This window comes from Coleofasciculus sp. FACHB-1120, from assembly GCF_014698845.1.
In the GTDB taxonomy this organism is placed as follows: Bacteria; Cyanobacteriota; Cyanobacteriia; order Cyanobacteriales; family FACHB-T130; genus FACHB-T130.
Map to the genome: position 1 here is coordinate 63,318 of NZ_JACJTV010000005.1, position 18,592 is coordinate 81,909.

Annotated in this window: 15 protein-coding genes and 1 tRNA gene; 9 read left to right on the top strand and 7 right to left on the bottom strand. The window is 48.6% G+C overall.

All coding sequences use genetic code 11. The features are described from left to right. Positions 1 to 7: 7 nt before the first annotated feature. Entirely contained in the window at positions 8 to 1,132 is a 1,125-nt protein-coding gene (locus tag H6H02_RS07280) for a histidinol-phosphate transaminase (RefSeq protein ID WP_190816109.1), read from the top strand. A gap of 48 nt (positions 1,133 to 1,180) precedes the next feature. On the opposite strand, the gene H6H02_RS07285 is transcribed toward H6H02_RS07280, so the two are convergent. Together H6H02_RS07285 and H6H02_RS07290 are read right to left on the bottom strand one after the other, a co-directional pair. Then, positions 1,181 to 1,732, bottom strand: coding sequence for a hypothetical protein (locus H6H02_RS07285; RefSeq protein WP_190816110.1), 552 nt, complete (start codon positions 1,730 to 1,732; stop codon positions 1,181 to 1,183). Positions 1,733 to 2,184: 452 nt separating this feature from the next. Then, a complete protein-coding gene (locus tag H6H02_RS07290) occupies positions 2,185 to 2,853 on the bottom strand; it encodes a GNAT family N-acetyltransferase (RefSeq protein ID WP_190816112.1) in 669 nt (222 codons plus the stop codon). Positions 2,854 to 3,747: 894 nt separating this feature from the next. Between H6H02_RS07290 and H6H02_RS07295 the strand changes: the two genes are divergently transcribed. From H6H02_RS07295 to tnpA, 5 genes are all read left to right on the top strand, one after another. Then, on the top strand, positions 3,748 to 7,515 hold the full coding sequence (locus tag H6H02_RS07295; RefSeq protein ID WP_190816114.1) for a response regulator: 3,768 nt from the start codon (positions 3,748 to 3,750) through the stop codon (positions 7,513 to 7,515). A 5-nt stretch (positions 7,516 to 7,520) separates the two neighbouring features. Continuing rightward, positions 7,521 to 8,201 carry a molybdate ABC transporter permease subunit gene (modB, locus tag H6H02_RS07300; RefSeq protein ID WP_190816116.1) on the top strand — a complete coding sequence of 227 codons (681 nt, stop codon included), beginning with the start codon at positions 7,521 to 7,523 and terminating at the stop codon, positions 8,199 to 8,201. Between the two features lie 43 nt (positions 8,202 to 8,244). Next, on the top strand, positions 8,245 to 9,459 hold the full coding sequence (locus tag H6H02_RS07305) for a hypothetical protein (RefSeq protein ID WP_190816118.1): 1,215 nt from the start codon (positions 8,245 to 8,247) through the stop codon (positions 9,457 to 9,459). 81 nt (positions 9,460 to 9,540) lie between these two features. Then, positions 9,541 to 9,611 (top strand) — tRNA-Gly (locus H6H02_RS07310). Positions 9,612 to 9,792: 181 nt separating this feature from the next. Then, positions 9,793 to 10,218, top strand: coding sequence for an IS200/IS605 family transposase (gene tnpA, locus H6H02_RS07315; RefSeq protein ID WP_190816369.1), 426 nt, complete (start codon positions 9,793 to 9,795; stop codon positions 10,216 to 10,218). A gap of 102 nt (positions 10,219 to 10,320) precedes the next feature. Here tnpA and H6H02_RS07320 read toward each other — a convergent pair whose 3' ends face one another. Then, the gene (locus H6H02_RS07320; protein ID WP_190816120.1) at positions 10,321 to 10,464 is read right to left on the bottom strand and encodes a hypothetical protein; all 144 of its coding nucleotides are present in this window, start codon (positions 10,462 to 10,464) and stop codon (positions 10,321 to 10,323) included. A gap of 268 nt (positions 10,465 to 10,732) precedes the next feature. Between H6H02_RS07320 and H6H02_RS07325 the strand changes: the two genes are divergently transcribed. Then, a complete protein-coding gene (locus H6H02_RS07325; RefSeq protein ID WP_190816122.1) occupies positions 10,733 to 10,894 on the top strand; it encodes a hypothetical protein in 162 nt (53 codons plus the stop codon). A gap of 39 nt (positions 10,895 to 10,933) precedes the next feature. Beyond that, positions 10,934 to 14,593, top strand: coding sequence for a DEAD/DEAH box helicase family protein (locus H6H02_RS07330; protein WP_242040604.1), 3,660 nt, complete (start codon positions 10,934 to 10,936; stop codon positions 14,591 to 14,593). A gap of 188 nt (positions 14,594 to 14,781) precedes the next feature. Here H6H02_RS07330 and H6H02_RS07335 read toward each other — a convergent pair whose 3' ends face one another. The 4 genes from H6H02_RS07335 to H6H02_RS07350 all read right to left on the bottom strand — a co-directional run bounded on the left by H6H02_RS07335 (position 14,782) and on the right by H6H02_RS07350 (position 17,382). After that, on the bottom strand, positions 14,782 to 15,165 hold the full coding sequence (locus tag H6H02_RS07335) for a low temperature-induced protein (RefSeq protein WP_190816124.1): 384 nt from the start codon (positions 15,163 to 15,165) through the stop codon (positions 14,782 to 14,784). A 179-nt stretch (positions 15,166 to 15,344) separates the two neighbouring features. Further along, positions 15,345 to 15,638: a hypothetical protein gene (locus H6H02_RS07340; RefSeq protein WP_190816126.1), complete on the bottom strand. Its 294-nt coding sequence runs from the start codon at positions 15,636 to 15,638 to the stop codon at positions 15,345 to 15,347. Positions 15,639 to 15,707: 69 nt separating this feature from the next. Continuing rightward, the gene (locus H6H02_RS07345; protein ID WP_190816129.1) at positions 15,708 to 16,769 is read right to left on the bottom strand and encodes an ABC transporter permease; all 1,062 of its coding nucleotides are present in this window, start codon (positions 16,767 to 16,769) and stop codon (positions 15,708 to 15,710) included. Positions 16,770 to 16,869: 100 nt separating this feature from the next. Continuing rightward, a complete protein-coding gene (locus H6H02_RS07350) occupies positions 16,870 to 17,382 on the bottom strand; it encodes an adenine phosphoribosyltransferase (RefSeq protein ID WP_190816373.1) in 513 nt (170 codons plus the stop codon). A 400-nt stretch (positions 17,383 to 17,782) separates the two neighbouring features. Between H6H02_RS07350 and H6H02_RS07355 the strand changes: the two genes are divergently transcribed. After that, the gene (locus tag H6H02_RS07355) at positions 17,783 to 18,406 is read left to right on the top strand and encodes a DUF3038 domain-containing protein (protein ID WP_190816131.1); all 624 of its coding nucleotides are present in this window, start codon (positions 17,783 to 17,785) and stop codon (positions 18,404 to 18,406) included. Positions 18,407 to 18,592: the final 186 nt, after the last annotated feature.

Genomic DNA, 18,592 nt, shown 5'->3' on the forward strand with positions numbered 1-18,592 from the left:
AGAATTTATGTTCTCGTTCATCCGGTCAGATTTATCTCAGTTACGCGCCTATATGCCCCACCCAGGCGGCGCATCAGGAAGTCCAGTCACTGGTTCAATTCCGATCGATCGGCTGGATACCAATGAATGCCCTTTTGATTTGCCAAAAGAATTAAAAGAAAAGTTGGCATGGACTTATCAGCAGCTAATTGAGACGAATCGCTATCCTGATGGCAGTCACGCCGAACTCAAAGAAGCGATCGCCCAATACGCGAACGAATCCTTAGATGCCGCTATTACCCCAACCAACATCTCTGTAGGTAACGGTTCCGATGAACTCATTCGTTCCCTCCTGATTGCCACCTGTTTAGGCAACGAAGGCTCGATTTTGGTAGCCGATCCCACCTTCTCCATGTACGCGATTCTGGCTCATACCCTAGGCATTCCTGTGGTGAGTGTCGGGCGCAAGGAAGCGAATTTTGAAATGGATCTTGCCGCTGCCCAAAAAGCCATTGAGGAAACCCAGAATCCACCAATCCGGGTGGTATTTGTCGTTCATCCCAACTCCCCCACCGCTAACGCCTTAACTGCTGCTGAGTTGGAATGGCTGCGGAGTTTGCCAGAGCATATTTTGGTGGTCATTGACGAAGCTTATTTTGAATTTAGCCAGACAACCGTGGTTGGGGAATTGTCGCAGCATCCAAACTGGGTCATACTCAGAACATTTTCTAAGGCATTTCGGCTGGCAGCACTGCGGCTAGGATATGCGATCGCTCACCCAGAACTGATTGTCGCCCTCGAAAAAGTCCGTCTCCCCTACAATCTCCCCAGCTTCACTCAAGCTGCCGCTTTACTTGCCCTTTCCCAGCGGCAACTGCTACTTAGCTGTATTCCCCAAATTCTTACCGAACGAGACAAGTTACTCGATTTTCTCAAACAGCAACCCGCCTTACAAGTTTGGTCTAGTGCCTCAAACTTCATCTACCTGCGTCTCCCGACAGAGGAAGCCCTGACTCGATTGGCGCAGCAACTCAAAGAACAGGGAACCTTGGTTCGTCACACCGGCGGCGGTATTCGTCTGACGGTAGGTAGCGAAGAAGAAAATGAGCGATCGCGCCAGCATCTCCTGGCAGCTTTAAAAGCAATGAACTAGGAAGGAGTTTAGTTAAAAATTAGAAACTAGCTAGTTTCTAATTTTTAATTAATCCCCCAAATCCCGTGCCCTACGGATAGTATCTGGCAACACCCCCACTAACAGCGCAAAGGCATCGTCCGGTACTTGCGTCAGCGTCTCCGTGCCAAAGAACTGCTTAAACTGTTCGAGTATCTTCTGCGCTCTTTGCAGCGGCACCGGGTTATCCGTAATTTGTTTCGTGAGTCGAATCCACTGTCGCCGAATCAAATAAGCATTCTGCCGTTCCTGCGCGGATTCAGGAGTTACCAACGACAAATTGCCTACTGGCAACACCCATTTCGCATCCACATCAAACAATCCGCCCACAGCAGCTCCTGGCCCGGCAAACTCCGCATGATAGTGTTTGTAGAGGATCAAGCCATTCCGGCGGCGACTATTTACGATCAAAAGCTGTTTATTACACAGCTGATTGAGGATATCAGACGATTCCTCGTCAGGGTTCGGGCTTTCGTTATTCATGCCATTAGAGCCTTGAGAGCGGGCGACACAGGTATGGCTTTGATTGGCATCCGCTTTATATAGGGCAGTCTGGTAGCGCTGTTGGTTGTCGCTATCCATGTCAACTCTTACTGCTATATTTTTTCTTTGGGTATGCACCCGAACCGGAAGCACAGAGGCAAACCCAATTCTGTTAGTTCTGGATGGATTGCAAGCTTGAGATTCAGTTTCTCATCTACTATGTATGTAAACAATAATTACATTATCAAAACATTTGACATCAGTATAAGTCACCAAGCGGTAATTGCTTAATTTTATTTTATGGCATATTGCCCGAACGCAGGAAATACAACAGCCAGTGATAGCCAACAACCTTACTGTATTGGGTATTCTTCAATAATCTACCCTCTAAAGTAATAATTGTTTAAAGTTAGTGTGAAGTTGCGATAAGTAAGAGTCACTTACTGATTTAATGACTGATTGAATTGATTAAACGTGTTTTCTGGCTAGCGATTTCCAACCCAATCATCCTTAAATCTAAGGAATCCCCGCGAGGTGAGGGGGCAGTTATTTTAGTTTTTACGAGCTAAGTGTTTGTGCAAAAACAGCCGTCGAGGACGCCCCGGCAGCCAGTCACTCCAGCTGGGATCGCTTTGATGCGGTCGATATCCCGCCTTCAGATAAAGCTGCCGTGCCTGATGATTGTTTTCTAATACGTGCAGGTATAGGTCGCAAAATCCCCATTCCAAAGCTGTTCGTTCGCAGCGCAGCAGTAACTGCTGCGCCACCCCTCGTCGCCGACACGAGGGGTGGACAGCCAGATTCGAGATGTAAGGATATTGAGAACTCCAGGGTTGCCAGGAACAGGCACGAAGTCCCAATTCGATCGTCCCCACTACGGAATCAGCATTTGCTCCTTGGCGTTCTTGTCCTTGGAGTTCTTGTGCGTTTAGAGGTGGGAAGGAAGCTTCCTCTCCACTCCCCCAATCGGTGCTAGCAGAGGACGTAGCGACAGCGGCTAAACAGATGTAATTCGGAGGAATCAACCGCAGTCGAGTCCGTAAATCTTCGTAAATTCCCAGCCGAAATAACGGATAGGTCAAAGCCCAAATTCCCGACCGAGGGTGAAAACTATCTGCCAGGATCTCGGTGAGGCTGGTCAAATCATTTTGGTGGGCTGCCCGGATGATAAAGTGAGAAGCACCATTCGGTTGTGCGGCTCTTTCAGGTTGGCGGTGCAAGAGTAGAAAGCAGGGATTCAACAGCCGAGCGTAAGTTGGATATCTAGCAGGTTTTATCCTAGATCATTTTGCAGTGATTTTCGCAGGTTTAATATCAGGGTACTGGAGCAAAATGAATTAACTGGGAAGATTGACAAGTCTCCGGGTTGGAGAGGTTCTAGGGCAAGCGAGCCTGCAAGAATGCCTACCCTGAGCAAAGCTTCTTTTCTTCCAGCAAGGATACTATTGTACAAGGAGTGCATCAGCCTTTTGAGAATCGGCATCGGACAGTAGAGCCAGCATCGCTATCCTGTCCGGAGCAGCAGCGCTCGCCCAGGTATTTCTCTAACAGCCAGCCTGTTACCGATCTATTTCGGAGCAGGGGAATGGAAGCGCGATCGCAGCAATTATCACTGACATTCACGTCCAAACGTTAAAGTCAGTAATAAAGAGCGGGTATCTTAAATAAAAAGCAAGTGACAAGTGCATTTTCTCCCCAAAAAGTTATTCAGAGGGGCAGGGTCGTTATCAGTCGTCTGACGACCGCAAGCATCACCTATACCCTACCCCTATCCCTCAGGAACCCCTGTGGGGTACGAGGGAGGCTTCGCCACCAGGGGATTGGGGAGCATGAGCCAGAACCAGGGTTGTTCTCTAAAATCGACACCAGAAGGTACAGCCGTACTGAAACTGCAAACTTAAAATTAATTGGGGTGCAACCAGCGGATTTCTATGGTTTCCGGATTCGGAAACCCTGGGATGCGGATAGTAGCTTGGAGAGGGATCGTCCATCTTTCGCTCCCATCCGCTTTTCCATCTCAATCGCTGGAAGAATCTGTGCATGAAATGGAGACTGTTTTGCATTTGCATGGGCGTAGGCATGAGCTGCACCATACTACAGCAGGAGAGCGGGGCATGAAATCCCAAGCCAGTAAAAAGCCCAAAATTCTGGTCGTCGATGACGAACCCGATAACCTCGACCTGCTTTACCGCACTTTTCATCGAGAATATAAGGTACTGAGGGCAGATAACGGCCCTGCGGCACTGGAGATTCTGGCGCATGAGGGGGATGTTGCTGTAATCATCTCAGATCAGCGGATGCCCCTGATGAGCGGCACGGAATTTCTCAGCCTCACCGCCACCCAGTATCCAGATATTATCCGGATCATTTTGACGGGTTACACCGATGTGGAAGATTTGGTGGAAGCCATCAACGCCGGGAAGGTCTTCAAGTACGTCACCAAACCCTGGGATGCGACTGAGCTGAAAGCGCTGGTGCAGCAGGCAATGGATACCCACAACGTTTTGAAGGTTCGCACTGAGGAACTGTGCCGGACGTTGCGCCGCGAATCGCTGCTTAATACAGTCACGAATACCATTCGCAGCGCCCAGTACCGGCGGGGCGGTTCCCCCCTTCAGCAAGTCCTCCAGACGATTGTGGAAACCGTGGGTCATATGCTGGAGGTGAGCGTGTGCATTTTGCGTCCCTTCCAGGAAGACGGGATGGCAGATGAGGGATTCATTTATCAGCAACAAGATGCAAAAGGCAAGCGGCAATCTTCAGGATTGATTATTTCCGAACTGAGTCCATCATCAGGGCAGAGAACGGCGGGACTGAGGACGGAGGAAGAAGGCGGGACGGCTCCGTCTTCAGTTTTACTGCCTGAGTCTTCTTTGGGAGAGCCTTTGGGAGAGAGCGAGACTGGGCATGGGCAGCAAAATGAAGATCCCCACTCAGTCCTTAGCCTTCAGTCCTCAGTTCTTAGCCAGTTGGTGTGGGAAACGCACGATGTAGAAGTCATTAATGATGTCGAAACCGATGAGCGACTCCCCGGCGATACCCCTGTAATTAGGCAACGCCTAGAGGCAATGCGACAGGCGGATATTCACTCTAGCTTGGTGGTGCCGCTGTATTGCCAACTGGAATTGATGGCAGTTCTGGCGCTGCATCAGTGCGGACAGCCGCGCGTGTGGCAGGATGATGAGATTCAGCTGGTGGTGATGGTGGCGGATCAAGCGGCTTTGGCTCTTTCTCAGGCGCGGGCTTACGAACAGGTTTCCCGGCTTGCACAAAGAGAGGCGCTTGTCAATACAATTACCACGGCAATTCGCTCTAGCCTTGACCCGCAGGACATCTTTGCAGCGATTACGCAACAGTTAGGACAAGCTTTGGAGGTGGATGGCTGTGCCCTGTCGCTGTGGCGCAGGGAGGATGAGTTTGTTCAGTGTGTGGGCTTGTATGACGGAACAGAAAGCCTGGTTCTGGATACATCGGGGAGCGAAAACTCGATTTTCGGCAATCCAAGCGAAGCCTTTGTCGCCAAAACGCTGGAATTAGACCCGCATCTCGGCAATCATGCTTCGCCATTGCAAGCGAAGAATCCTCAATTGCCCCACTCAGTTGTCCCGATTGCCGGAAATCCGGTATTGCAAGAGCTGCTGAATACACAACACCCCGTGGCAGTCCACGATCTAGATCGGAACCCGGAAATGAACGGGTTCGATCTCCCGTTGCGGAGTCCGGCGCGGGCGTTGTTGGTGGTACCGTTACTCTCCGATGGTCAAATTATTGGTAGCATCACCTTGCGCCAAACGAACCGACCTCGCCGCTGGCACGCTTCAGAGGTTGAGTTAGCGCAGGCGGTAGCAGCACAGGCAGCGATCGCAGTCACGCAGTCCCGACTGTATCAAAAAACTCGGCAGCAGGCGGAGCGGTTATTGGAATTAGACCGGCAGAAAACCGAGTTTTTCCAGAACGTTTCTCACGAATTTCGCACACCGCTGACTCTGATGCTAGGGCCGCTAGAGTCAGCGGTCAATCAGCATCAGGATATGCCCTACGATCAAGCTGCGATCGCTCTACGCAACTCTCGTCGCTTACTGCGGCTGGTCAATCAACTGCTGGATATCCAACGACTCGACGCCGGTCGGATGCAAGCCAGTTTCCGTCCTTGTAACTTAGTAGAATTTATCGAAACAATTATCGAAGCTTTTCGCCCCTACTGCGAGAAAAAAGGCTTGCAGCTGACGCTGGAAATGAAACGCTGCAAGCCGGTTTATTTAGATTTAGAAAGATTTGATAAAGTAATCTACAACCTTCTCTCCAATGCCATGAAATTTACCGAAGCGGGGGGTACGATAGCCGTGGTGGTGCAACCCGCTGGAGATCACGTCCGCATCCAGGTTTCGGACACCGGCATTGGCATTCGCCCGGAACAAATCCCCCATCTGTTCGAGCGCTTCCGTCAAGCGGAAGGGTCAGTCAACCGCTCCTATGAAGGCAGTGGCTTGGGTTTAGCGCTGGTGAAAGAACTGGTGGAACTCCACAGCGGTCAAATCTCTGTCGAGTCGGTTTACGGAGAAGGCAGTACCTTTACCGTCTGGCTGCAAACTGGAACCGCACACCTACCGCTGGATCAGGTGTTGGAAGTGCCAACTGAAGTCCAATCCAATCGTGCCGCTGTGGAATTGGCAGATTTGGAGGTGGAAGAAGAAACTGGAGACTGGGAACTTTTGAGACAGGATGAAGCAGCACCTACTCTAAATTCACTCCCAACAGAGTCGCAACCCGTATCAGGTTCCAGCGTCAATTCCTCCGTGATTCGCACCGTCTTAGTGGTGGACGACAATCCGGATTTACGAGCTTATGTGTCTCGGATTTTGCTCAATGATGGCTATCAAGTCTGCATGGCTCGAAACGGCAACGAAGGATTCGCTGTTGCCAAAGAAAGGCGTCCCGATCTGATTGTGACGGATTTGATGATGCCCTTTGTGTCCGGTTTGGATATGATTCGGATGCTCCGCGACAACCAAGAACTCAAGGGAACGCCGATCATTTTGCTCACCGCCAAAGTAGACGAAGATACTCGCATTGAAGGCACCGAGAGGGGAGCAGATGCCTATCTGGCTAAGCCATTTAACGACCGGGAACTGTTAGCGTTAGTCCACAATTTGCTAGCGCTAAAGGAAAATGAGCGCCGGGTGGTGGAGCTGAATTCTTATCTGACAGAATCGGTGCTGAAGCGCTTTTTACCGCCAATCATGGTGCAGAAGGCAGCACAAGGCGAACTGAAGTTAGACTTGAGTCCGGAACCCAGGTTAGTGACGGTTTTATTTAGTGACATCGTGGGTTTTACCAGTTTGGCAAATACCTTGCGAGCGCGACGAGTGGCTGAGTTGCTCAATGAATACCTGGAAGCCATGACTAAAGCCGTATTTGATAACGGTGGTACGGTGGATAAGTTTATGGGGGATGCAATTTTAGCGCTGTTTGGTGCCCCAGAGGAGCTGACACCCAACGAGCAGGTACGACGCGCGATCGCAGCGGCGCGGCAAATGCACGCTTCTTTGGAGCAACTTAATCAGAAATGGTTGGCGGCAGGCATTGTTGGCACGAGCGATCGCGCCGCCGTCCAGTTCCGCTGTGGCATTCACCAAGGCACTGCTGTGGTGGGAATGTTCGGAGGCGATCAACGGTCGGATTACACCGCTATCGGTCCCAGCGTGAATATTGCCTCGCGCCTTCAAGAAGCTGCGGAACCGAATTGCATCTTGGTTTCTGCTGCTGTTGCCGATTACCTGGACGAGCAGGAAATCACCAAAGGTAGCCCCCTCAAGCTCAAAGGCATCGATGAAACCGTCCTCACTTTTGCGGTGGAACTCAAAGAAAGTGCTGGGGACTGAGTAAAGTGCTGAGTCCTCAGTCTTCAGCACTGGTCTCTGCTTTGCGCTTGTCGCTGTGGGTGGCGCTGATTTCTACCGTCTTCGTTGCGATCGCGGGAGGACTGCTAGGCTACCTCTTGGCACGTTACCGCTTTCCCGGTCGAAACTGGGTGGATGCGATCGTTACGCTGCCCCTAATTTTGCCGCCGACTGTGGTGGGATTCTATCTGCTGGTTCTCTTTGGACGCCAGGGGTTAATTGGACGTCCTCTCTACGAGGCGACTGGTTGGACGCCCATTTTTACCTGGCAAGGCGCAGTCTTGGCGGCAAGCATTATGGCGTTACCGCTGATGGTAAAAACGACAAAGGCAGCTTTAGAAAGTGTTGACCCCGTTTACTTACAAGCCTCTGCGACATTGGGTCAATCGAATCTGCAAACCCTCTGGCGCGTTTGGTTGCCTTTAGCCTGGAAAGGTATCCTGGCGGGAATTGTCCTGAGTTTTGCCCGCGCTTTAGGAGAATTTGGCGCAACTTTAATGATTGCGGGAAATATTCCCGGTGTGACGCAAACGATGCCAATGGCAATCTACGAAGCCGTTCAGTCAGGACGCGACAACATCGCCTTGATTTTGGTGGTTATTCTCACTTCGCTGTCTCTGTTCATTCTTTTTTTGACAAATTTTCTGGAACGTAGCGGATTCAGGTGAATGTTTACTGTTTCTAACAATAAGAGTCCTTCAAGTTTTGAGAATGGCACTACCAAACCAGCGTCCCAACGATCCGCCTCAGAGTCCCACTACTCGCCACTTACATCTTGTTAGCGCATCAACTCCACCTCCTTCAGAGAAGCCAGATGCGATCGCCTCCCAGCAGCAGCGAGTCAATGCCCGGAATCGCTCTACATCGTCCACGGTGTGGAGTATTTATACCCTAATTTCTGTAATTGTCCATGTATTAGGGATGTGGATGTTGCAGAGGTTAATCATGGGAACTGCCATCGTCGATGTGGGTACGGAACCCATTCCCGTTGATCTGATTACCACCGTTCCCAATGCCGAAGATAGGTTGGAGCCACAAGCGGCACCTCCCCAACAGAGGCAAGAGCGCGATCGCAATTTTAACGTTTCAGGTGGAAACCCAGTACAGCAGCCGATACCCGCCCAGATTCCCCAGGAAAATTCTCCGGTAAATTCTCAACCAAGGATTCAACGCTCTTTCAGAATCCGTTTAAATCCTTTCCCTCAAGCTCAAAACCCTACCGCTAACTCGCCTTCTACCCCGCAAAGACAGCAGCCGAACTCTGATGTTGTTGCGACCAGACCGAGCATCCCTACACCCGCTCAGCGCCCGCCATTGGTGCCGCAACAACCTCCTGAAACGGGTCGTCCCTTGGGGTCATCCTCCCAAGATGCAGGAACCCCGGCACCTGCACCGCCATCTCAACCGCAGCCATCATCGTCCCAACCCGTCGAACCAGCCCCAGCTCCTGTCACCCCTCCGCCAGCTCCTCCTGTACAGGCAAGCCAAGCCCCAGCTCCCATTCCACCAGCACCGCCTGCTGAGGAGCCACAAAGCGCACCGTCACCCGCACCCGCAGCACCCGCAGCGCAAGGGAAAGGCGTTGTGGCAACTTTGTTCAATGTCCGCTCTGGTAACGCTGGTGCTGATGAGCCGAACCAATTAGCGGTACCGCAGCAAGCGCAGAAACAAATTCCCGACCTTGATTATCCGCTGCTAACTGGGCAAGCTCCCGACGAGCCTATCGTCTTGGAAGTTTTATTGTTGATTGATAACACGGGTAAACCGTCAGTTCAGCGAGTGCTGCAAGGAAGTGGAAGTTTAGCCGATTCGCAGTTTGTCAATGAGCTAATTCAAGGCTGGAGATTTCAACCCGCTTACATGGGAGGTGGAGCCGTTGACAGCTTGCTGGAAGTGTCTATCCGAGTTTCTCCTCTCTCCCAGTGAAAATAATGCACGCCTCCCCTACTCAAGCTCTAAAAAATTGTGGTATACTAATCTAGTTATGGTTTGACCATACCTCAATTTGCGGGTGTAGTTTAGTGGTAAAACCTCAGCCTTCCAAGCTGATGATGCGAGTTCGATTCTCGCCACCCGCTTTTTCTTTTATACAAAATAGTTCAGCCATCGCTTTCTTGTCTTTGAAGCAAAAGCAGGCGATCTCGCTTTCTTCTTACCATTCTCTTTAACCCGTTTTAACGGGTTAAAGCTTTGAGCCGGAAATTTATTTCCCGGCGACAATCTACGCGATCGCCACTTCCAATCCGAATTTTTAAACTCATAGCATTTTGGCGCACCTACTACCATCTCATCTGGGCAACGGAATCTCGTCAACCTCTAATTACCCCAGAAAGAGAGGCTGAACTTTACAGTTATATTATCGGCAAAGCTGATGCAATTGCCTGTATTATTCATGCAATTGGTGGTATCGAAGATCATATTCATATTGTGGCTTCCATTCCACCAAAGTTATCAATTGCTGATTTCGTAAAAACCATCAAAGGAAGTAGTGCTTATCATTTGAACCATACTCCATTAGCTTCTGGTTTAGCGTTTAGCTGGCAACATGGATATGGAGTGTTTTCATTAGGAGGTAAGCAATTGGATGAAGCGAAGGCTTATGTGAATAATCAAAAGCAACATCATTTACAAGGAACGGTTATTTCAGCTTTGGAACGGGATGATGAGCCAGGAAGGGGAGCGTAGTGAGCGCAGTGAGCGCAGAAATAAATTTCTGGCTCAAAGCTGAAACCCGTTAAAACGGGTTGGGGAAATCAAATCAATTTGGGTTGCGATCGCCTCTGGTATTTAAATGTCAGCCAGTAATTTTGCTGCGGCTAGATGTAGTTTTTTAGCCGTGGGTGGGAATACTAAATAAGGGATGTGATCGCGCACTGTATCCGAAGTTGAATTATGCGATCGCGTCTCTGCAATGCTTGTAGGACTTGACAAATTACCTTTTTATGAATTAGTTTTCTAATAAATAGTATTTATGTACTAATCTGGAAGAAAGTGATCGCACATTGTCTCCGAAGTATAGTCATCCATAAGTTGATTAGCTGATGTTCAATATGTCTCTTGGTTATGCCTGGGAAAAGTTTCATCTATCTGTACTCATACTAGCTGGTGGTCAAGGCAGTTTACAGAAGAGGCTTACACTTACCAACTGGGACTACTCAAAGTAGAGCAAGTTCCAGAAGAATTACAGGAAGCGTTTAGCTTGCTAAAAGAAGAATTAAAAACAGTTAAATGTCCTGACAAGCAAGTAAATTTTGCGTCAGTTCAAAGAGCTATAGGCACAGAAAAGGCAAAGGAACTAGCCGAAAACATTGTCGAAATATATGACGATATAGCGCAAATATATGGTCGTACTAAGCAGTAATCCATGAACCTACTCAACGCGAAGTGTAAATTTTGAGTTATGGATAGCCAGAGAAAACCCAACAACTACTGGGATGAATTGACTAATCTAGAACGCGAACTTATGGCTTTTATTAACGAACACGGTACGCTCGGTTTAATGCCAAGAGCTATAAAATTCGTAAAAGCTGGGCGCAGTGATTTAGCAAACGCCATGCGTAAGCATGGTGGATTTCAATCGGTAGCTGAAAAATTAGGGTTAACTTACGCTAGAAAACGACCTGGCTATTGGGATGAATTCACTAATGTTAAACAAAACCTATTTACCTTTATTGAAAAAAATGGTGTTTTTGGTGTGATGCCAACAAAACAAGAACTCCAAACCGCTGGTTATGGTGACTTAGCAAATGCCATTGAGGGAGAGTATGGAGGATATGCAGCAGTAGCAAAGCGGTTAGGTTTGACTTGTGCAAAAAGACAGCGAGGTTATGCGGATGACATAAACAATGTCAAACATGAAATTTTAGCCTTTGTCGAAAAACACGGTACTCCCGGAGTAATGCCGACAGAAGGAGAACTTAAAAAAGCTGGTCAAGGCGCTCTTTTGGGAGCTGTGAAAAAGCATGGTGGAACTCACAAGGTAGCTGAACTATTAGGGCTAGCTTGTGTGAATAGACAGCGAGGTAGCTTGAATGACTTTGAGTGCTTTGCAGGGGAGCTTCTAGCTTTTATTGAGAAACAAGGTACTGCCGGAGTAATGCCGACACAAAAAGAACTTGCAAAAGCGAAGAAAACCAGTCTTGCAAGTGCTATTGCGAGGCATGGTGGTTTTCCCACTGTGGCTGAACGATTGAAATTGAAGTTTACTCATACAGCAAAGCCAACCGATTACTGGAAAGACTTTGCCAATGTAGAACGAGAACTTTTCGTCTTCATCGGGAAAAAAGGTACTCCCGGTATGATGCCGGAATTTTATGAACTTGTCCGCGCTGGACACAGTTCCCTCGCAAGTGCTATTGGAAGGCACGGCGGATTTTCAGCAGTAGCTGAACGTTTAGGGCTGAAGTTGTCGTACACGGCTGGGTGGACAGTAGAAGCTATCCGCAGGTTTGTTGCCTCTCTAATAAACCATCTCGGAACTCTCACGCCTGCCGAACTCTATCTACTCTTCCAGCAGAATGGGATGCTTCAGAGTACAGGCAGGGGGAAAAGCTTTGTAAAGGCTCTTGCTACCGGACGATTCCCGCAAGAAGAGATTGAAAAGTTCGTCAATGGTCAGTCGTCAACCGTTGATAAATTCCTGCAAGACAAGCAGTTGACTCTCGAAGCGCTTGAAACTAGCGGCAATAATGACATCTCTGATAAAGGAAATGTAACCTCCCAGGACAATCTTGACGACCAGATTGACAAGACTGTTGAAGCATCCGAAGAAGAGGACGACCTTGACCTTCCGGTTGTCCAGACGCGGGAAGTCCTGGCATCCTTAGATCACTCCGTCGTATCCTCAGCCGATGAAGAAGCTGTCGAATTTCTCATCGCATCGGCAAAGGCAAAGATTTGGAAGCACGTCTTTTGGGATGAAGCCGCAGCCGTAGCGCAGGCTCAAAGCTACACAGGCGACAGCTACGCCGAAAAAGTTAAATCAGAATTCCTAGACGAATATCATCAAGCCAAGAATCTCCCCATCCCAACTGGCTACACCTTCCGTATTAACGGCAAAATAGCAGAACCCAACCTCATGCAGCGACTCGCCGCCGTTCAGGTACGCGACAAGAAACGAGTCGGCAATTGGTCGGGAACTGGTGCAGGCAAAACCCTCTCCGCCGTCCTCGCCAGTCGCGTCATTAACGCTCATCTGACCCTTATCTGCTGTCCTAACAGCGTTGTTGATGGTTGGAAAAAAGCGATTCTCAACATTTTCCCGGATAGCGCGATCGCTACCAAAACCTTTACACCCGATTGGGCAAAAGCTTTCGCTGACGAAACTGGGTTAGGTGAGGCGCTGAATTCAAATGCTCACCGTTACATCATCCTGAACTATGAGATGTTCCAGCAGCCAGATTCCGCTGATTGGGTGCGCTCATTGGTGGAAAGTGAGTTAATCGACTTCATCGTTATTGATGAAATCCACTACACAAAACAACGCCATGTCGAGAATATATCGCGGCGCAAGCAACTGGTAAGCGCATTCATCACCGCCGCCAGCGATCGCAACCCAAATCTACACATCATTGGGATGTCCGCAACACCAGTAATTAATAATTTGCAAGAAGGGAAAAGTTTGGTTGAACTGATAACAGGAGTCACCCACGACGAACTCGACATCCGCCCAACCATCCCCAACTGCATGAAACTGCACCAGCGACTCGTTTCCCTTGGGATACGCTGGATGCCTGAGTATAACTTGGGTTACGAGCAAATCGAGATTCCTGTAGACTGTAGCGAATTTATCGAAGAGATCCGGGCGCTTGGTCAGAATGGCACCCCACTTGAACTTGAGAAAATCCTCACTCGCGCCCGATTACCTGACATTCGCCGCCACATTCAACCGAAAACCCTAATTTACACCCATTACATCCAGGGAATCGACCGATTACTGAGAGAAGCGCTAGAGGAAGACCGATGGAAAGTTGGCTTCTACACAGGCGAAGATAAATCGGGTTTAGAAGGGTTCTTGAATGGCAAAATTGATGTACTCATCGGCTCTAGCGCCATTGGGACTGGCGTAGATGGTCTACAGCAAGTCTGCAACCAATTAATCGTTAACGTCCTTCCCTGGACTCATGCTGAGTTCGAGCAACTGAAAGGTCGCATCTACCGCCAAGGACAACGCCAAAACAACGTAAAAATGGTGATTCCGCTAACTTACGCCATCGTAAATGAGCAGCGGTGGTCTTGGTGCGACTCGAAAATGCAGCGACTGAGATTTAAAAAGTCTATCGCTGATGCTGCTGTTGACGGTGTAGTTCCAGAGGGATACTTGCGATCGCCTGCCCAAGCCTATCAAGATGTAATCGCTTGGCTAGAACGCCTCGAAGCGGGCGTTGTCGAAGTTATCACCCGTCCGAAGATTGTAATTCCGATTCCCGATAACGACCCAGCAGACGTGCAGCGGCGGTTGCGGCGTTACGGCGACTTTTCCGCCATGAACCGCCACTGGAACCAAACCCAAAGCGAAACTACTCACCAACGCTTACAGGAGAATCCAGAGGAGTGGGCGAATTACCATACTTTATACGCTGAGTTAAGAAAAAATTGGGCGGTCATCCCTTATCAAGAGATGATTCGTTGGTGCCAACAGCGTAGCGGCTACACTATTGGGGACTTCGGTTGTGGTGAGGCAAAACTGGCTGAGGCGGTTTCAGATCGCCATACAGTTTACAGCTTTGACCATGTTGCTGTGAATACGGATGTTATCGCTTGCGACATGGCTCACGTTCCCCTTGAGGATGAGAGGCTGGATGTAGCGATTTTCTGCCTGTCACTCATGGGAGCAAATTTCACCGATTACCTGCGGGAGGCGAACCGCACTCTGAAACTGGATGGTCATTTGCACATTATCGAAGCAACTTCAAGATTTAGCGATCGCACTCAATTCCAAACTGACCTAGAGGCTTTAGGATTTGTGGTTGTCAGCGTTCAGGATGTATGGAAATTCACCCATATCCGCGCCTTGAAGACTGAACGTAAACCCCAAGATGGCGTAAAACTCCACTTCTAGGGCATTGATTCCCGCCACGCACTCCAACAAGCAAGCGTTTCCGTCTCGCCAGCCCAAAAAACAAGGCAGGCTCCTGCCTGCCCTACATAACATCAAGAAGAATCCCTGCGGAATTGCCCTGATGATGAGACCCTGCATCGCCACTCAGGAGATACTAGGGCGCTCAGTCTTGAGCAAATACTGTCTCCTTAATCTTTGCCTGTAATGCCTTCCAGAGCCTTCTGAACTTTTTGTTCAACTGAGTCAACGCCTTGCGAATTTTCGTTGGTACTCATCTTCTCAGCATCAGCGGCTCCTTGAATTTCATTCAGACCCTTGTTGGCTTCCTGTTGAGTTTCCTTAAGCGAATAGGGTTTGTCTAGAACCGCCTTTTGTGATTTTTCCTCAATCTTCGTCAGATTGGATTCTCCGTCTCTGGGGCTACTGTTGGTGCCGCTATACCCTGCGGGGGTTTTTGTGCTGCTGTAGGCTGGGGTTGCATAGCTGAACATTAGTAAAGCGCAAAAACAAGCAGCAATCGCCATACGCACTGGACGTACCCAAGCAGACAGGTTGAAACGGATCGATTTCATAGAGTATATCTCTCCTAATTTGTCGAAATTAGCACTATTAAGATTTGTTGATCGGATCAGACGAAACAACTGCCTGACCGACCTCTCTTATTTGCTCAAATTTTGGAGCTTCTGACATCTGTACCTAGGTATACTTGCAATAAATCTTTAGAAAAGGCAATAGAAGTCAATAATTTGGCTTAACTCGGCGATAAAAACTGAATTTTGGGTAATAGCGGGTCTTCAACCATCCCAATTCCCTTAAATTCCCAGCGTTGCAGCAACCCTTTTACTTGGTTTCCAGAGATAGACTCGACAGCGAAGCGATCGCTAACATCTGGGGCATGGGCGTTGAGATAGCTTAGCGCATCAAAATGTTCGCCAAACATCAACAAATAGCCAGAGCTACTGGTTGAAGAACTTCTATCGGGTTGAGCTAGAAGATATTGACCATCAGCTCTCGAACGAATTAGGTAATAGACTTGGGAAAACATAGAAAATGCAAAGATAATAGGCTAATCCGTAATTGAGAATTGGACGGGAAGAAACCATTAGCCACTTCTTCATTTAAGATTTTCCAACTTAATTCTCGGATCGGCTACTTTTAGCAACAAATCAGCGATAAGATTGCCGACAATTAGCATCACTGCCCCCATAATCAAACTTGCCATTACTAAGTAGATATCTTGGATAGTGACTGCCTGTAAAATCAACCGCCCTAATCCGGGCCAATTGAAGAAAAATTCGGCAATAAATGCTCCACTTAATAAGCTAGCAAACTCAAATCCTAAGAGCGTTATGAGAGGATTAATCGCATTGCGGAGAGCGTGAACATAAATCACCCGGTCTTCTGGGAGTCCCTTTGCTCGAGCTGTCTGGATGTAGTCTTGGCGGAGAACATCCAGTAATTCTCCTCTGGTAATTCGCTGCAAACCTGCAAAACTGGTGACACTCAGCGCCAGGGTGGGCAAAATCATATGCCAACCGATATCTAAAATTTTGCCCACCCAGGATAAATCAGCGTGATTGATGCTGGTTCTGCCACCGACTGGAAATAGGGGTGACGTGTACTGGGCGAAAATTAGCAACACCAGCGCCGTGATGAAGCTAGGAAAGCCCTGTCCGGCGTAGCTCAGCACTTGCAGGAGGCGATCGCTCATGCGATTTTGGTTAACCGCACCAACGATCCCTAGTGGAATCGCGATCGCCCACGTCAGAATCACCGATGCGATCGCCAGTTCCAATGTCGCTTGGATACGCTCCCACAATAGCGATGACACCGAACGCTGATAGACAAAACTCGTACCAAAATTGCCATAGCGCAAAATCTGCCACAGCCATCGTCGGTACTGTTCAATTGCTGGTTTATCCAAACCAAACTGTTGTCTGAGTTCCTCAATTCGTTCCGGGGAAATTTTGGGATTCTGCCTCAAAGTATCTAAATAATCTCCCGGAGCCATCTGACTAATTGCAAAACTTAGCGTCGAGGCGAGAAACAAAGTCAAAACTGCCTGTAATAGCCGTTTCGCTACGTAGAGAAAAGTTTCACTCGTGACCAGCCTTTTGAGCCAATTCCCACTAGCCGTTAACCCATTCTGACCTGAAGAATTTCTAGTAGAAGTCATGAAATACAGAATCCCATATCGCCAAATTTTTTGTAGTTGCTAATCGCTAATTGTTTAATAGCTGATTAGCCATTAACCATTAGCCATTAGCATTTGCTTCCTAATACTCAACTAGCGTCACAATTGGCACATCAGGAAGTCGTTGACGCCCACCCAAATCTCTTAGCTCGATGATAAATCCAAATCCTACTAAGGTGCAGCCAATTTTCTGTATCAGCTCAGCCGTAGCCGTTGCCGTTCCACCCGTCGCGATCAGATCGTCCACAATCAAAACACGACTTCCGGGATGTAGAGCGTCTTGATGCATCTCCAGCCGATCCATCCCGTACTCTAATTCATACTCAACCGTGTGAACCGCAGCTGGTAGCTTTCCAGGCTTCCGGACAGGGATAAACCCAATTCCCAGTTTGTATGCCAGAGGTGCCCCAATAATAAAACCCCGCGACTCCATCCCGACGACGTACTCTGGAGACAACTGGGCGCACTTTTCGGTTAAGGTTTCAATGGTGTAGCGCAGTCCTTCCGGATCGCGCAGTAGCGTCGTTATATCCCGAAACAGAATTCCTGGTTTAGGAAAGTCTGCAATGTCGCGTATCAGAGACTTGAGATCCATAGCAGCTCGTAAAAAGAGGGTTGTGGGTGAACTCGGTATCCGTTGCATCACAGAGGCAGGATCTCCCCCGGATGTGCAAGGATATACCTGGAAAATCGTACACTAGAAGGTTGCATGGTTTTGGAGCATTCCTGACACTCAAGAGCCAGCGGGCGGCTATTGAGGCGAGTGAGTCGTCGTGTCTCTTCGGATTCAAGTACACTCAGCGACAAAGTCATTCACCTGCCCGAAGCTTCAATCCCGATCGCGACATCCTGATTTTAGTAAAATCCAGCTGGGCATATAAATAATCGGATAGCAGATGGACACAAATGTAACTCTCAAAAGTCATTGATTCCCGTATGCAATTCGTTGTAGCCCATGCAAGCCATCAACCAGTTCAACTGTCCTGCTATTTGGAATGAATCTTTCTGTGAGCGTAATGCCATTAAACAGTCCTCCACGAGAGTCAATGCCGCTGATTTTAGACAATCTCCCTGACCCACCAATTTCGTTTAGTGGGTGTCCGCGTCGAACTCGGCTACAAATTGACCTGATGCTACTAGCAATAGAAGCCCTGGAATTGGGAGGGTCTGAAGCAATGCTGACAGTAGCTAAGGATTTGGAACTCCAGGGAATTATCAAAAATCGGGTACACCTATGGCGAATCCGAAGTACCAACCCGCTACGACGATCTTATACACGCCGCTTGCTAACCCTAGAGGAAGCCAAAGCGATGGTGATCGTAGTCTGCCATCTAGCGCGGCGGTTAACCGTCTTGATCCGGCAGATGCTACTGGCTTATCAACAACTGCGTGACAAGCAGGTGCCATTAGAACATCACTTTCGCTTGTCTGAGTATTTAGAAAGGTTCCGCGCTCACTTCCGGAGCCGAATGAATCCGCGCCGCGCTGGTGTTGCTGCCTATAACTCTGATGACAAGTTAAACAATTTGGCTATTGAGCTGTTAAGCGAGCTGCTATTTTGTACGGGAACGTCTGGAATGCAAAGATTTTGGAGCAGCCTTTTTGATGGAGAAGTGTAACTTTCATTGAAAAGGGATAATCGGTAATTAAAAATGAGAGTGATGAGCATCCGTGTTGAGTGTTGAGACGAGAACAAAGTTCTTGAATTGAAAACTCAACCCTCAAACTTAAAACTTTTCCCAGATTACCCGTTACCAATTACCCATTACTTTTTTCCCCATTACCAATTACCAATTACCAACTGA

Coding starts and splice junctions, on each gene's coding strand:
- H6H02_RS07295 (WP_190816114.1), top strand. CDS start 3,748: ATGAAATCCCAAGCCAGTAAAAAGCCCAAAATTCTGGTCGTCGATGAC.
- H6H02_RS07345 (WP_190816129.1), bottom strand. CDS start 16,769: ATGACTTCTACTAGAAATTCTTCAGGTCAGAATGGGTTAACGGCTAGT.
- H6H02_RS07335 (WP_190816124.1), bottom strand. CDS start 15,165: ATGAAATCGATCCGTTTCAACCTGTCTGCTTGGGTACGTCCAGTGCGT.
- H6H02_RS07350 (WP_190816373.1), bottom strand. CDS start 17,382: ATGGATCTCAAGTCTCTGATACGCGACATTGCAGACTTTCCTAAACCA.
- H6H02_RS07285 (WP_190816110.1), bottom strand. CDS start 1,732: ATGGATAGCGACAACCAACAGCGCTACCAGACTGCCCTATATAAAGCG.
- H6H02_RS07305 (WP_190816118.1), top strand. CDS start 8,245: ATGGCACTACCAAACCAGCGTCCCAACGATCCGCCTCAGAGTCCCACT.
- H6H02_RS07340 (WP_190816126.1), bottom strand. CDS start 15,638: ATGTTTTCCCAAGTCTATTACCTAATTCGTTCGAGAGCTGATGGTCAA.
- H6H02_RS07330 (WP_242040604.1), top strand. CDS start 10,934: ATGGATAGCCAGAGAAAACCCAACAACTACTGGGATGAATTGACTAAT.
- H6H02_RS07280 (WP_190816109.1), top strand. CDS start 8: ATGTTCTCGTTCATCCGGTCAGATTTATCTCAGTTACGCGCCTATATG.
- H6H02_RS07355 (WP_190816131.1), top strand. CDS start 17,783: ATGAATCTTTCTGTGAGCGTAATGCCATTAAACAGTCCTCCACGAGAG.